General features: G+C 60.3%; 14 protein-coding genes. 4 read left to right on the forward strand and 10 right to left on the reverse strand.

The features are described from left to right. Positions 1-11: 11 nt before the first annotated feature. The 7 genes from SKTS_RS10455 to SKTS_RS10485 form a co-directional block, all read right to left on the reverse strand. Entirely contained in the window at positions 12-857 is an 846-nt protein-coding gene (locus tag SKTS_RS10455) for a GIY-YIG nuclease family protein (protein ID WP_173064312.1), read from the reverse strand. A gap of 190 nt (positions 858-1,047) precedes the next feature. Next, positions 1,048-1,308 carry a helix-turn-helix domain-containing protein gene (locus SKTS_RS10460; RefSeq protein ID WP_173064314.1) on the reverse strand — a complete coding sequence of 87 codons (261 nt, stop codon included), beginning with the start codon at positions 1,306-1,308 and terminating at the stop codon, positions 1,048-1,050. 1 nt (position 1,309) lies between these two features. After that, positions 1,310-1,594 carry a type II toxin-antitoxin system RelE/ParE family toxin gene (locus SKTS_RS10465; protein ID WP_173064317.1) on the reverse strand — a complete coding sequence of 95 codons (285 nt, stop codon included), beginning with the start codon at positions 1,592-1,594 and terminating at the stop codon, positions 1,310-1,312. 159 nt (positions 1,595-1,753) lie between these two features. Then, the gene (locus tag SKTS_RS10470) at positions 1,754-2,692 is read right to left on the reverse strand and encodes a glycosyltransferase (RefSeq protein WP_173064320.1); all 939 of its coding nucleotides are present in this window, start codon (positions 2,690-2,692) and stop codon (positions 1,754-1,756) included. Beyond that, positions 2,689-3,813: a DegT/DnrJ/EryC1/StrS family aminotransferase gene (locus SKTS_RS10475; RefSeq protein ID WP_173064323.1), complete on the reverse strand. Its 1,125-nt coding sequence runs from the start codon at positions 3,811-3,813 to the stop codon at positions 2,689-2,691. The genes SKTS_RS10470 and SKTS_RS10475 overlap by 4 nt, the downstream gene beginning before the upstream one ends. Beyond that, positions 3,813-4,184 (reverse strand): DMT family transporter, encoded by a 372-nt coding sequence (locus SKTS_RS10480; protein WP_173064326.1) that lies wholly within the window; start codon positions 4,182-4,184, stop codon positions 3,813-3,815. The genes SKTS_RS10475 and SKTS_RS10480 overlap by 1 nt, the downstream gene beginning before the upstream one ends. Then, positions 4,181-5,827, reverse strand: a complete 1,647-nt coding sequence (locus SKTS_RS10485; RefSeq protein WP_173069157.1) for an ArnT family glycosyltransferase — start codon at positions 5,825-5,827, stop codon at positions 4,181-4,183. Before SKTS_RS10485 ends, SKTS_RS10480 begins: the two co-directional genes overlap by 4 nt. Positions 5,828-5,954: 127 nt before the next feature. Between SKTS_RS10485 and SKTS_RS10490 the strand changes: the two genes are divergently transcribed. The 4 genes from SKTS_RS10490 to SKTS_RS10505 are packed head-to-tail and all read left to right on the forward strand — an operon-like array spanning position 5,955 to position 10,228. Then, positions 5,955-6,959: a glycosyltransferase family 2 protein gene (locus SKTS_RS10490; protein ID WP_173064329.1), complete on the forward strand. Its 1,005-nt coding sequence runs from the start codon at positions 5,955-5,957 to the stop codon at positions 6,957-6,959. Next, positions 6,937-7,890, forward strand: a complete 954-nt coding sequence (locus SKTS_RS10495) for a lysylphosphatidylglycerol synthase transmembrane domain-containing protein (RefSeq protein ID WP_173064332.1) — start codon at positions 6,937-6,939, stop codon at positions 7,888-7,890. The genes SKTS_RS10490 and SKTS_RS10495 overlap by 23 nt, the downstream gene beginning before the upstream one ends. Then, entirely contained in the window at positions 7,887-9,461 is a 1,575-nt protein-coding gene (locus tag SKTS_RS10500; protein ID WP_173064335.1) for an ArnT family glycosyltransferase, read from the forward strand. Before SKTS_RS10495 ends, SKTS_RS10500 begins: the two co-directional genes overlap by 4 nt. Beyond that, on the forward strand, positions 9,458-10,228 hold the full coding sequence (locus tag SKTS_RS10505; RefSeq protein ID WP_173064338.1) for a phosphatase PAP2 family protein: 771 nt from the start codon (positions 9,458-9,460) through the stop codon (positions 10,226-10,228). The genes SKTS_RS10500 and SKTS_RS10505 overlap by 4 nt, the downstream gene beginning before the upstream one ends. Positions 10,229-10,233: 5 nt before the next feature. Here SKTS_RS10505 and SKTS_RS10510 read toward each other — a convergent pair whose 3' ends face one another. From SKTS_RS10510 to trxB, 3 genes are all read right to left on the reverse strand, one after another. After that, entirely contained in the window at positions 10,234-11,304 is a 1,071-nt protein-coding gene (locus SKTS_RS10510) for a GGDEF domain-containing protein (protein WP_173064341.1), read from the reverse strand. Between the two features lie 182 nt (positions 11,305-11,486). Further along, entirely contained in the window at positions 11,487-12,017 is a 531-nt protein-coding gene (locus SKTS_RS10515; protein ID WP_425315631.1) for a Smr/MutS family protein, read from the reverse strand. A 13-nt stretch (positions 12,018-12,030) separates the two neighbouring features. Continuing rightward, positions 12,031-12,984: a thioredoxin-disulfide reductase gene (trxB, locus tag SKTS_RS10520; protein WP_173064347.1), complete on the reverse strand. Its 954-nt coding sequence runs from the start codon at positions 12,982-12,984 to the stop codon at positions 12,031-12,033. Between the last annotated feature and the right edge of the window lie 47 nt (positions 12,985-13,031).

Below are 13,031 nucleotides of genomic sequence, written 5' to 3' on the forward strand. Positions count from 1 at the left end.
TGAGCGCAGGGTTATACGGATTCGATTTCCTTGAGAGTTTTTCCGTTTTTGTCTTTCCACGCGGTAAGGCCATTCGCATGTCCGCCATGGATCACCGCTGCTGCTGAGCTTGGACTAGTGAACTCTGCGTCACTCGTGAACACCAATGCCTCCCCTTTCGTCTCCAACACACCTTCGTCTTTTAGGCGCTGCCTCATATTCATTGCCCAAGGCCACTTTTGCGATGACGCCCTATCGGTTAGAACAGCCTGAGAGCCCTTAAGAACTACAAAGCCGTTTGGCGCCAGACGCCCCTCAGCTTTGATTCCCTTGATCTCGCAGAACAACTTCTTATGCTCGGATTCGCCTACAGCCCTTGATGCAGATGGCACAAGCAACTCAACCCCAAGAACAGGTAATAGTTGGTTGATCTTTTCCAGAAAGATTTCCATGTCCTCTCTGTCGGACTCTGGCAGTCGGGCTCCGCTGCTTTGACCGTTTGTGACCACGGCCCGCCCGGATTTGCGAGCTTGCTCGATCAGCTTCCCTTCGAGATAACGTATGTGCGCCTTAGTTAGGTTCTCATCTTTGCTGATATAAAAGATGATCTGATTCCAGAAATCCTTTTCCAAGTGCGCCTTGATTCGTTCTCGGATATTTTCTGCTTCGCCAACATAGATTGCTGGTTTTCCGGATTCTGGATCAGCGCCGGTTAGAAAATAGACCCCCGAGCTGTCTGACTCTTCACGGGACAGCACGCCGTCAAACTCGCTTCTGGGGCCTGCAACAGCCTTTCCTGTCCAGTTCGATAGTTCCGCGGCTCGGAGCCGCTTGGGATCTCCGTGAACCAGGAAAATCTTTATCGTTGCGCTAGGCATATTCTCAATCCGTATAACGTGGAGCTAAGGGGTACGCCGAAGGAGGCGTCCCAACTCGTGTAAGTCATTGTAGGGCGCCAATTAAGCGAAGCGTATTGCGCCGCATTATGACTTCTGGTGGGTTACGGCTTGCGCCTAACCCACCCTACAGTTCTGCTCATGCTTTCACCTAGGGAGTCCTAACGTGGAGTTATGCGGCGTGTTCAAGCGGAACTTCCCAGCCGGGAAATACGAGCACGGCAGGATGGCATTTGAGAGCACGAGCAAGAACCTTTGCACGCTCGACACCAAGATTTATTCGGCCATTCTCGATGGCGGAGATGGTGGCTTGCGGAATGCCCGTAAGTTCGGATAACTGACTTTGGCTCAGTTCCTGGAGTTCGCGCAGGATACGGACGGACTCTCCCACCGTGACCTCAACTCGCTTTTTCGCCGGACGAAACTCTTTCATTTCATGGCCTCCTGTAATCATGGGCAGTGACATGAATAACTCGAATCTGCAATACGTTGGCAACAACTCGGTAGATCACGCGCCACTGAAGCCCTAGCCGGGAAGAACGATGCCCCTCCCACTCGCCAGACAGGGCTTCGTCGTGAAACCCCTTGATGGCCCGCAATCCTTGCGGCCCGGAAAGCCTGGCAATGTCCTTCCATTTCTCGTAACGTTTCAAAACCTCAATAGGGACTGAGCCAGAAAGTTGTTTGTCGACGCGACGGTGCTCTTCGATTTGCCACATGTCACATTATGTATATACCAATAATGGTATGTCAAGGGAGCCGCGTCGGCGCTGATTGCCCGGCGTTCGCGTGCAATGTCGTTGATGCGTGGCGCGGGGACGTGCAGGGCGATGTCCAGCGCATTGGTGGGCCAGGAATTCCTCGCGCAGGATTTTGTATTACTCCTTCTGCTCAAGAATCGCCTGAATCAAATACCTCGGCCGATGGCGCACTTCCTGGTAAATTCGCCCCACGTATTCACCCAGCAACCCGATGCCGAACAGCGCGATGCCGATGAGGAAAAAGGCGATGGCGAACAGGGTGAACATGCCTTCCGCCTCCGGGCCGACGATCAGGCGGCGAATCATCAGGAACACCACGAAGAACGCCGAGAAAATGGAGACGGCGATGCCGATCATGGAAAACATCTGCAGCGGGACGATCGAGAACCCGGTCATGAGGTCGAAATTCAGGCGGATCAGGCTGTACAGGGAGTATTTCGATTCGCCGGCGGCGCGTTCCTCGTGCCCGACGGTGATTTCCGTGGGGTGGCGCGCGAAGCTGTAGGCCAGCGCCGGGATGAAGGTGTTGACCTCGTTGCACTGGTTGATGGTGTCGATGATGTCGCGGCTGTAGGCGCGCAGCATGCAGCCCTGGTCGGTCATCTTGATGTGGGTGATGCGCTCGCGCAGGTGGTTCATGGCGCGCGATGCGACGTGGCGCCACCAGCTGTCGCTGCGCTGGCGGCGAATCGAGCCGACGTAATCGTAGCCTTCGTCCATTTTGGCGAGCAGGTTGCCGATGTCTTCCGGCGGATTCTGCAGGTCGGCGTCGAGCGTCACGATCTTCTTGCCGCGGCAATGCTCGAAGCCGGCCATGATGGCCTTGTGCTGGCCGAAGTTACCGTTGAACAGGATCACCCGCGTCACGTCGGGGCGTTTCTGGAACTGTTCGCGCAGGATGGCGGCGGAGCGGTCGCGGCTGCCGTCGTTGATGAAAACGATTTCGTAGCTGGTTTGCAGTTTGTCCAGTGCCGGATAGAGCCGGTCGAACAGGGATTGCAGGCCTTCTTCCTCGTTGTACACGGGAATGATGACAGAGACGTCTGGTGTGCTCATTTATTCGCGCTTTCGATGATGTCCTTGATGGCCAGGCATACCCGTTCCACGTCCTGCAGCGACATGCCGGGAAACAGGGGCAGGGTGACGGTTTCGCGGCCCACCCTTTCGGCGTGCGGGAAGTCGCCTTCCTTGAAGCCCAGCCCGCGATACAGGCTGAACAGGTGCATAGCGGGGTAATGCACGCCGACGCCGATCTCGCGCTGGCGCATGCGTTCGATGAATTCGCCGCGGCTGATGCTCAGTTTGTCGAGCGGCAGCAGGATCTGGAACATGTGCCAGTTGCTGTCATTGAAATTCTCTGGTGGCAGCTGGCAGCCCAGGGTGCGGTCGAAACAGGCGAAATAGTGCCGCGCCAGTTCGCGCCGCCGCTCGGTGAAGGCGTCGATGTGCGGCAGCTGTCCCAGGCCGATGCGCGCGGCGATATCGGTGAGGTTGGCTTTGCCGCCGGCCACGTCGACGTCCATGTTGCCGTCGGGGAAACGCACCACGCCCTGCAAGCGCAGTTTTTCCGTCAAGGCGATTTGCGCTTCGTCGTTGAGCACCAGGCAGCCGCCTTCGCTGGTGGTCATGTTCTTGTTGGCGTGGAAGCTGAAGGAGATCAGGTCGCCGAAAGCGCCGATGCGCTTGCCTTTCCAGCTCGCGCCCATGGATTGCGCGGCGTCCTCGATCACGCGCAGGCCGTGTTTGGCGGCGATCTCGTAGAGGCGGTTGCGGTCCACCGGCAGGCCGGCGAGGTCCACCGGGATGATGGCGCGGGTGGCCGGCGTGATGGCGGCTTCGATCAGGTTCAGGTCGATGTTGCGCGTGAGCGGGTCGACGTCGACGAAGACCGGCCTGGCGCCGACATTCAGGATTACGTTGGCGGTGGCGACCCAGGACATGGGCGTGGTGATGACTTCGTCGCCGGGGCCGATGCCGCACAAGCGCAGGGCGACTTCCAGCGTGGCCGTGCCGGAGCTGAAGGCGCGCACCGGCCGGCCGCCGAAATACTGCGACAGCGCGCTTTCGAATTCCTTGACTTTGGGGCCGCTGGTGATCCAGCCCGAGCGCAGGACGTCGACGACGCCCTGGATGGTTTCTTCGTCGATGGTGGGACGGGTGAAAGGCAGGAAGGCCATCAGCTCCTCGCTACGATATAAACGCCGACGATGATCACACCGATCCCCGCCAGACGGGTTAGAGATACCGCCTCGCCGAACAGCCACCAGGCGGCCATGGCGTTGACCACGTAGCCGATGGATAGCATCGGGTAGGCGATGCTGACTTCCACCCGGGATAGCGCCATGATCCACACCACCACGCTGACGACGTAGAAACTCAGACCGCCGAAGATGTGGGGCTCGGTAGCAAGCTGCCAGCCGATCGGCAGGATGTTGTCGCGGCTGTACTCGAAGTGACCGACGGCGTTGGTGCCCGCCTTGAGCAGCAATTGCGCCGCGGCGTTGAGCAGCACGCCGGTCAAAATTAGGGAAAAGCTCAGCAGGTTCATGGCGTGGTCACCACCACTCGGCGGGTGTCGCGGGCGATTTCTTTCATCGGCAGTCCATGGTTTTTAAGTTCTTGATAGGTGTCGGGGTGCATGATCGCCAGGGCGTAGGCCTCGGTGCGCCATTTTTGTTCGAACGCGGGAATGTCCGCTATCCATTTGTCCGGCTCCTGCTGGATGCCGAACGCCATTTCGTCCTGAAAGGCGACCAGGGTAAACGTGCCGTCGATGTAAAACGGGAGGGTTTGCTCGTACATGCCGACGCTGAAGAAAGTTGCGCCCGGCTTGAGGTAGGGCTTGATCTGCTGTGCCAGGTAATAGGTCGACGTGGTGCGCGCCAGCAGGTCATGGCCGGCGAGGATCGATTGTCCTGCGAGCAGGGAAGCGAAGGCAACGACGATGACTGCTGCCTGGACTCGCTGGCGGTAGGCCAGGACGAGTCCCGCGACCAAGGCCGCCAGCCAACAGACGGCGGTGATAGCAGCCCATTGGCCGTACTGGGCATAGGCCTGGCGTGAGCTGTCTTCGCCCGCCAGGTTGACGGCGCGTGACGACAGCCATATTCCGGCAATGGCGAGAATGGTCATGGGCAGTACCTGCCAGAACAGGGTTTTGCCGTTCATGCGTGCCAGATGCCGCCCAGTCAACAGCGCCAATGCGGGGAAAATGGGCAGGATGTAGGAGGGCAGCTTGGAGTCGGAGATCGAGAAAAAGAAGAAGATGAACGCCGACCAGATCAGCAAAAATCTACCCGCCTGGAACGTCTTGCGTTCGCCGTCCGCCTTCCATGCGCGCAACAGGGCGTCAAGCGTCGGAATCAGCCAGGGCAGGGCGCCCACCATGAGAATGGGGATGAAATACCACCATGGTTCGTAGCGGCGGTGCACCTTGGTGAGGAAGCGATCAAAGTGCTCGTGGATGAAGAAGAAGTGGGGGAACTCGGGGTTGGCGAGGGAAACGGCCACGAACCACGGGGCGCTGATGGCAAGGAACAGCGCCAGGCCGCTCAACAGGTGGAGGCGCCGCCACAGGCTCCAGTCGCGCTGCACCAGGGTATAGATCACCAGCACCGCACCGGGCAGCACCAGGCCGATCAAGCCCTTGCTCAGCACGGACAGCGCCAGGCTGGCCCACACTACGTGCATCCAGATATTGTTTTCGCGCCGGCTGGCTGCGCCGTGCTGCGCCAGCAGAAAGGCGGACAGGCCCAAGCCCATGAAGAAACTCACCCCCATATCGAGGGTGTTCATGTGTCCCATGCCGAGGTAGAGCAGGCTGCTGGCCAGCACCAGTGCGCCGTAGAGCCCGGCCTGCGCGCCGAACAGGCGGCGCCCCGCGTACCAGGTCATCAGGATGCCGAGAAAGCCGGTCAGGGCGGTCCACAGCCGGGCAGTCCAGTGGTGCTGGCCGAACAGGCTATAGGCGGTTGCCGTGGCCCAGTATTGCAGCGCCGGCTTTTCGAAGTATTTGAGGCCGTTGAGACGCGGCGTGGTCCAGTCGCCGCTGGCAACCATTTCGCGCGGAATCTCAGCGTAACGGCCTTCGTCGGTCAGGGCGAGTTTGTTGTGTTCCAGATTGCCGAACCAGACCACGCTCAGGACGAGCAGCAACAGGAGGAGACGCACCGGGGAAGCGGGCAAGGCCATCAAGCTGATTTTGCGAAATTTTAGAAGGGCGCAGTATAGCATCGACGGGATTTTCCGTCCCTATGACGGGGCAGGTGGGTATGTTAAAATTCGGCGCTTTTACACTGTCCTGAATCGAGCCACGCCGATGCCGTCGCAACCGCAGCAAACTGACGTTTCTATCGTCATCCCGGTTTACAACGAATCAGAGAACGTCGGCAACCTGGTGCGCAGGGTTGGCGAGGCCATGTTGCCTACCGGCAAACGCTTCGAACTGATCTGCATCGACGACGGTTCATCCGACGACTCCGCCCAGCGCCTGGCGGACCTGGCCAAGACCAACGACTGGCTGAAGCCGCTCTACCTGATGCGCAACTACGGCCAGACCGCGGCGCTACAGGCCGGCTTCGAGGCGGCGCAGGGCAAGCTGATCGTCACCCTGGACGGCGACCTGCAAAACGACCCGGACGACATTCCCGCACTCCTGAACATGATGGCCGAACGCCCGGATGTCGACATGATTTCGGGCTGGCGCAAGGACCGCAAGGACAAGTCCATCTCCCGCAAGTTGCCGTCGAAAATCGCCAACGGCCTGATTTCCTGGGCCACCGGCGTTGAACTGCACGACTACGGCTGCGCGCTCAAGGTCTACCGCTGCGAGATCATCCACGAGATCAAGCTGTACGGCGAACTGCACCGCTTCATCCCGGCGCTGGCCGCCGAGGTCGGCGCCAAGATCATCGAAGTGCCGGTGCGCCACCACGCGCGCACCATGGGGACTTCCAAGTACGGCATCGACCGCACCTTCCGCGTCATTCTCGACCTGGTATGGATCAAGTTCCTGTTCCGCTTCCTGCATCGCCCACTGCACGCATTCGGCGGCGTCGGGCTGACTTTTTTCTCCCCCGGCATGCTGATCCTGCTGTGGCTGGCGGTGCAGAAATTCGCCCTGGGCGCCAACATCGGCGGCCGTCCTCTGTTGCTGGTCGGCTTCATGCTGGTGCTGATCGGGGTTCTGCTGGTTGCCATGGGGGTGCTCGGAGAAATCCTGATCCGCATCTACCACGAGCCGGAAGGGCGCGCCCAGTACCGGCTGCGCGACGGGCCACGGGTTTTGCGTCCGGAAAAGCATGACACAACGCCGGAGATTTAAGGCGGCGTTGCGCTGGGGCGCAGCTGCCGCGCTCCTGTCCCTGATCCTCTGGCTGGCCGGGCCGCAAAAACTCCTGCGTACCCTGGCCGGCGTCGACCCCCTTTACTTCCTGGTGGCGCTGCTGTTCTCGATCGCGTCCAACCTGGTGTCGGCCGTGCGCTGGGCGCACCTGGCGCGCATGCTGGGCCTCCAGGCGCCGACCAGGCAAATGATCGTGTTCTACGCCCGTGGCATAACCGCCAACTCCGTCCTGCCCGGCGCGACACTGAGCGGCGACATGCTGCGCAGTTACCAGTTGCACCGCATGGGCAACAGCCTGCTCAGGTCGGGCATCAGCGTGCTGTTCGACCGGGTCAGCGGGCTGTGGGTGCTGACCCTGATGTCGCTGCTGGCCGCGATGTTCGTCTGGGGCGGCGGAGAAACCCTGGGTGGCCCGGTGTGGCACAAGTCGGTGGCGGTGGCCAGTGTCCTTGCCGTGGGTATCCTGCTGCCCTTTACGTTGGGCTTCGCGCGCTGGTGGTCGTGGCTGCCGATCAAGAAGCTGGTGTCCGTCATCGACAACTGTGTCGAGGCGATGCATGCGCTGCTCGGTTCGCGCGCGGCCATGATCCGGCTGCTGGCCCTGTCCGTCGGCGTGCAGGTGCTTTCCATCACGGCTTTGTGGCTATGCGGGTTCGCTGCCGGACTGCAGGTGCCCTTCGTCACCATGGCGATGCTGGCTGCACCGATTTTCATCATGGCCGCCGTACCCGCCGGGTTGGGCGGATGGGGGACGCGGGAACTTGCCGCGATCCTGCTGTTCGGAGCACTCGGCTATTCGGCCGATATGGCGGCGACCACCGGGATTCTTTACGGTTTGTGCGGACTGGCGCAGGCAATCCTGGCGGTACCGCTGATGATGAAACGCTTCAATTCCGAGGTTGATAAATGAATTGGTTGAATGAATGGCGCGCGGGCCGGATTCAGGATCGGCAACTGCTGCTATTGCTGCTGCTGATTACGGCGCTGGCCTTTTTTTACGGCCTCGGCGGTGCGCCGCTGTTCGACCTGGACGAAGGGGCGTTCAGCGAAGCCACGCGCCAGATGTTCGTGCGCGGTGATTTCATATCGCCTTACGTCAACAACCAGCCGCGCTTCGACAAGCCCATCCTGATTTACTGGCTGCAGGCGCCGAGCGTATGGCTGTTCGGCGTCAACGAGTTCGCTTTCCGCTTTCCTTCGGCCCTTGCCGCAGCATTGTGGGTTGCCGTGGTTTACCGCTTCGTGGCGCAAAAGATGGACCGCACCACTGCACTGGTGGCCGGCATCATTATCGCCACCTCGCTCGGTGTGCTGGGGATCGGCCGCGCGGCGACGGCCGACGCAGTGCTCAATCTGCTCATCGCCGCCACCATGCTGGATATTTTCCGCTACTACCAGGAGCGCCGCAGCGTCGTGCTGTATCGCGCCTTCCTGTGGATGGGGCTGGGCATTCTGACCAAGGGGCCGGTGGCGATCCTGATCCCGCTTGCGGTCAGCCTGATGTTCTTTGTCTCGCGCCGTGAGTTCGTTACCTGGCTCAAGGCCGTGTTCAACCCGGTTGGCCTGACTATCATGCTGGCGGTGGCGCTGCCCTGGTACGTGATTCAATACGGCAGGGAAGGCGACGCCTTCATCCAGGGCTTCTTCTTCAAGCACAACCTGGAACGTTTCAATTCGCCCATGGAGAACCACGGCGGCGGACTGTTCTATTACGCGCTGGTGATTCCGCTCATGGTGCTGCCTTACACCACGCTGCTGCTGGCTACCCTGGGACGCATCAGGGAGGCGCTGCGCGACGAGCGATTGCTGTTTCTCTGGCTGTGGTTCCTCTTCGTCTTCATCTTCTTTTCCTTTTCCGGCACCAAGCTGCCCCATTACGTGCTCTATGGCCTGACGCCCATGTTCATCCTCATGGCGGTGTACCGGGAACGCGTGCGGGGAAGGGTGCTTTTGCTGTTGCCCGCGCTGCTATTTTTTCTGCTGCTGTTCTTTGTCCCCGAGATCGTGGCATGGATTCAGCCGCGAGTGAAAGATAGCTACGTGGCTGCGCTGCTGAGCGCTCCCGGCGAGGCATTCGGCATGGGTTACCGGATCATGCTGGGCGTAGCCGTCGCGATCGTCCTGTTCCTCCTGGCGGAAGGCCGGATTCCGGCGTGGTTCAAGCTCTTGCTCGCCGGGTGCACCAGCGCCGTGGTGTTCGTCGCCGCCCTGACCCCCGCAGCCGGGATCTTGCAACAGGCGCCGATCAAACAGGCGGCACTGGTCGCGCGGCAACTGGACGAGCCGGTGATCATGTGGCGCCTGAATACGCCCAGCTTCAATGTCTACAGCGGAAAGATAACCGAGCATCGTGACCCGCAAGCCGGCGAGGTGGTCCTGACCAAGACGCGTCATCTGGCAGAACTGCCGGCCTATCGACTGCTCTATGAACAGCGCGGTGTCGCGCTGGCGCGCGTGCTGCCTGTGGGGGCCAGGCAGTGAAAAACGGCGCCGCAACTGCCTGGCGGTGGGGGCCGCCTCTGTTCGCACTGTTAACGCTGATCGCAGTCTATGCGAGCGGGAGCAACCGCGCCATCTTCTTGTTCTTCAACCATTTTTCCGTCTACAGCGGCGATGCCTTGTGGGCCAGGATAACGGTATTCGGCGACACTGCCGTCATTCTGGCAGTGCTTCTGCCATGGTGGCGCAAGCGGCCCGACCTGGTATGGGCTGCGCTCCTGGCTGCGCTCCTGGCGACGCTCTGGACGCATGGCCTGAAACACCTGGCAGATGTGCCGAGACCACCCGCCGTGCTCGATGCCAGCAGCTTTCATGTAATCGGTCCGGCGCACCGCGCGGGGTCTTTTCCTTCCGGGCACAGTACGGCGATCTTCACCCTGGTAGGGGTGATGGTGCTGACCGCCATAGCCGGCTGGCAGCGCTGGGCGCTGCTGGCCTTCGCCCTCCTGGTTGCGGTATCGCGCAGCGTGGTGGGAGTCCACTGGCCACTCGATCTTCTCGGCGGCATGCTCGGCGGCTGGCTCTCCGCCCTCGGCGGGGTGTGGCTGGCAAGGCGCTGGCCATGGGAACGGCGCCTTTTCGTGCGCTGGTTGTCTGCGGCGATTCCCGCAATTGCGGCGGCCTTATTGCTGGTGGGATACAAAACCGGTTATGAGGACGCGGCTTTGATGCAGCAAGGAGTGGGGGCGGTCTGCCTTGCCTTGTGGGGATGGGGTTGGGTTTCGCGGCGCAAGATGCTCGCTCGATAATCCATTCAAAACAGGTCTATGCTGCCCGATGCGACCTCTTTCAGAACACCTTCCTTGACCAGCGTGTCGTAGTGAAAAATTCGGTTGCGTCCCGCATGTTTTGCGGCATATAGCGAACTGTCGGCACGGTTGATCACTTCTTGCGGCAGCACGCGCGGGTCGGCGCCGCTGAAGCCGCCGCTGATGGTGACATGGCCTACCTGCGGAAACTGGAATTCCTCGATTTTCTTCCGTGCACGCTCGAAAGCCAGCGTAGCCGACTCAAGGTCGTTGGCGGCGATGATGGCGATGAACTCTTCGCCGCCGTAGCGGTAGAGAAGATCGGACTGGCGAAACGAGCTTTGCAGCAGGCGGGTGACCAAAATCAGCACTTCATCACCCATGATGTGGCCGTAGGTATCGTTGATGCTTTTGAAGTGATCGATGTCCAGCACGCCGAGCCAGTAGGTTTTAGGCGTTTTATCGCGTCGTGAATTCTCGTTTTCTGAATCGTGAATGCGGATTGACAGCAGATTCCACAAGCGGTCGAGATTGGTTTCCAGCGAGTAGCGGTTCAGCAGGCCCGTGAGTTGGTCGCGCTGGCTGGTGTCGAGCAGTTCATAGTAATTCGTGAACACTTCAAGGACGCCGTTAACGATTGCATCTTCGACAGGCGTAACTTCCCGATCACGCTGAAAGACGAAATAGCCGCACAGTTCATTGCCGCCCCGCAGCGGGTAGCAGATGAGCAGGTCATTCCCCGTTTTTCGCCTGCATGGCTTGCCGAGCAGGCGCACGTTATCAAGCAGTTCACGCACTGCGCTCGGGATGTTCTGATCGTTGGCGATTTCCTCAACCCGCTCTGCGACGCGTTGAACGCCATCTTCTTCCGTCACCATGGTTCGCGCGTGATGCAGTGCACGCAGGACGACTCCGTTGTCATCGACGCGATAAAGAGAGGTTTCGAGCACGCCAAGCAAGGGGCCAAGCGTGCGCAACAGGCTCTGTTCCACCAGATAGGTGTCGCGGATCGCGGTCATCGAGCCAAGTTTTTTTAATATGCCGGGCAAACCCGGTTCGGTGAGGTGAGTGGGCATCGGTTATTTTCAAATAGCTGTTATTTTGATTCGGGATTTGAATATCCTAAATCGGGTTTTTTGGGCCCGCTACTTTAACATTTCGGCGGCCGCCGGGGAGGCATTTGGGGACGCACATTTTAACGTCCGCAGCCGTCGGGGCTCAGCCAGCAATTTGGCGCTTATGGGGGAAATCCGAATATCTACCAGCTCTTGAGCAGCACCAGCATCGCGCCGCCCCCGCCATCCGCAGCCTTGGCCTGGCAGAAAGCGAGAATTTCGTCGCGCTGCATCAGCCAGTGGGCGACCTTGTTTTTCAGCACCGGTTCGCGGTTTTTGGAGCGCAGGCCTTTGCCGTGAATGATGCGCACGCAGCGCAGGCTGTTTTTCTGGCAGTGGTGGAGAAACCCGATCAGTTCCACCTTGGCTTCCGCTACGGTGAGGCCGTGCAGGTCGAGTTCGCCCTGGGGCACCCAATGACCGCGGCGCAGCTTGCGCAATACCGCGGATTGCAGGCCGGGGCGCAGAAACGCCAGCTCCTCGCCGCTTTCGAGGCTGTCCGCCCAGTAAACATGGTCGCTGAGTGAGTCGGGCAGCACCTCGCGCTGGTCGCGCTGGCTCTGCAGGGGGATGGGCTTGGGTTTGCGCGGTGGATGAAGGAATCTTGCTCCATGCCGCAGCGGTCTGGCATCGCCGACCGCCGTGCGGAAAAGGATCAGATCATCTTCATCCACCGTTCGAACCGGATTACTTGTGCTGGTCGTCGAGGTAGCGCTCGGCATCCAGCGCGGCCTGGCAGCCCGTGCCGGCGCTGGTGATGGCCTGGCGATAGATGAAGTCCTGCACGTCGCCGGCCGCGAACACGCCGGGAATGCTGGTCTGCGTGGCGAAACCCTTGTTGCCGCCCTGGGTCACGATGTAGCCGCCTTCAAGTTCCATTTGGCCTTCGAACAGGTCGGTGTTGGGCTTGTGGCCGATGGCGATGAAGATGCCCTGCAGCGCGATGTCCTTGGTGGAGCCGTCGTTGCAGTTCTTGAGGCGCATGCCGGTGACGCCGGTCTTGTCGCCAAGCACTTCGTCCAGTTCGCAAAACGCTTCGAGCGTGATGTTGCCGTTCGCGATGCGATCTTTCAGCTTGTCCACCATGATCTTTTCCGCCTTGAAGGTGTCGCGGCGGTGCACCAGGGTCACGTGCTTGGCAATGTTGGACAGATACAGGGCTTCCTCGATGGCGGAGTTGCCGCCGCCGACCACGGCCACGTCCTGGTTCTTGTAGAAGAAACCGTCGCAGGTGGCGCAGCCGGATACGCCGCGTCCCATGAACGCCTGTTCGGACGGCAGGCCGAGGTACTTGGCGGAGGCGCCGGTAGCGATGATGAGGGCGTCGCAGGTATAGGTGCCGGAATCGCCGATCAGGGTGAAGGGTTTTTCGCCCAGCTTGGCGGTGTGAATTTGGTCGAAGATGATTTCGGTGTTGAAGCGTTCGGCGTGTTTCTGGAAACGTTCCATCAGCACCGGGCCCATCACGCCATCCACGTCGGCCGGCCAGTTGTCCACTTCGGTGGTGGTGGTGAGCTGTCCGCCCTGCTGCATGCCGGTGATGATAACTGGCTTCAGGTTGGCGCGGGCAGCGTAGATGGCAGCGGTGTAACCGGCAGGGCCGGAGCCGAGGATGAGCAGTTGGCTGTGCTTGACGGACATGGTGGAATGCTCCAGATGTAAGTAATTGTGAATGGGACAAAATGGGG

This window comes from Sulfurimicrobium lacus (assembly GCF_011764585.1).
Classification (GTDB): Bacteria; Pseudomonadota; Gammaproteobacteria; order Burkholderiales; family Sulfuricellaceae; genus Sulfurimicrobium; species Sulfurimicrobium lacus.

What these genes read in the sequence shown, in the direction of transcription:
- SKTS_RS10480 (WP_173064326.1), bottom strand. Translation starts at nt 4,184, where the DNA reads ATGAACCTGCTGAGCTTTTCCCTAATTTTGACCGGCGTGCTGCTCAAC.
- SKTS_RS10490 (WP_173064329.1), top strand. Translation starts at nt 5,955, where the DNA reads ATGCCGTCGCAACCGCAGCAAACTGACGTTTCTATCGTCATCCCGGTT.
- SKTS_RS10500 (WP_173064335.1), top strand. Translation starts at nt 7,887, where the DNA reads ATGAATTGGTTGAATGAATGGCGCGCGGGCCGGATTCAGGATCGGCAA.
- SKTS_RS10460 (WP_173064314.1), bottom strand. Translation starts at nt 1,308, where the DNA reads ATGAAAGAGTTTCGTCCGGCGAAAAAGCGAGTTGAGGTCACGGTGGGA.
- SKTS_RS10485 (WP_173069157.1), bottom strand. Translation starts at nt 5,827, where the DNA reads ATGGCCTTGCCCGCTTCCCCGGTGCGTCTCCTCCTGTTGCTGCTCGTC.
- SKTS_RS10470 (WP_173064320.1), bottom strand. Translation starts at nt 2,692, where the DNA reads ATGAGCACACCAGACGTCTCTGTCATCATTCCCGTGTACAACGAGGAA.
- SKTS_RS10475 (WP_173064323.1), bottom strand. Translation starts at nt 3,813, where the DNA reads ATGGCCTTCCTGCCTTTCACCCGTCCCACCATCGACGAAGAAACCATC.
- SKTS_RS10510 (WP_173064341.1), bottom strand. Translation starts at nt 11,304, where the DNA reads ATGCCCACTCACCTCACCGAACCGGGTTTGCCCGGCATATTAAAAAAA.
- SKTS_RS10465 (WP_173064317.1), bottom strand. Translation starts at nt 1,594, where the DNA reads ATGTGGCAAATCGAAGAGCACCGTCGCGTCGACAAACAACTTTCTGGC.
- SKTS_RS10455 (WP_173064312.1), bottom strand. Translation starts at nt 857, where the DNA reads ATGCCTAGCGCAACGATAAAGATTTTCCTGGTTCACGGAGATCCCAAG.
- SKTS_RS10495 (WP_173064332.1), top strand. Translation starts at nt 6,937, where the DNA reads ATGACACAACGCCGGAGATTTAAGGCGGCGTTGCGCTGGGGCGCAGCT.
- trxB (WP_173064347.1), bottom strand. Translation starts at nt 12,984, where the DNA reads ATGTCCGTCAAGCACAGCCAACTGCTCATCCTCGGCTCCGGCCCTGCC.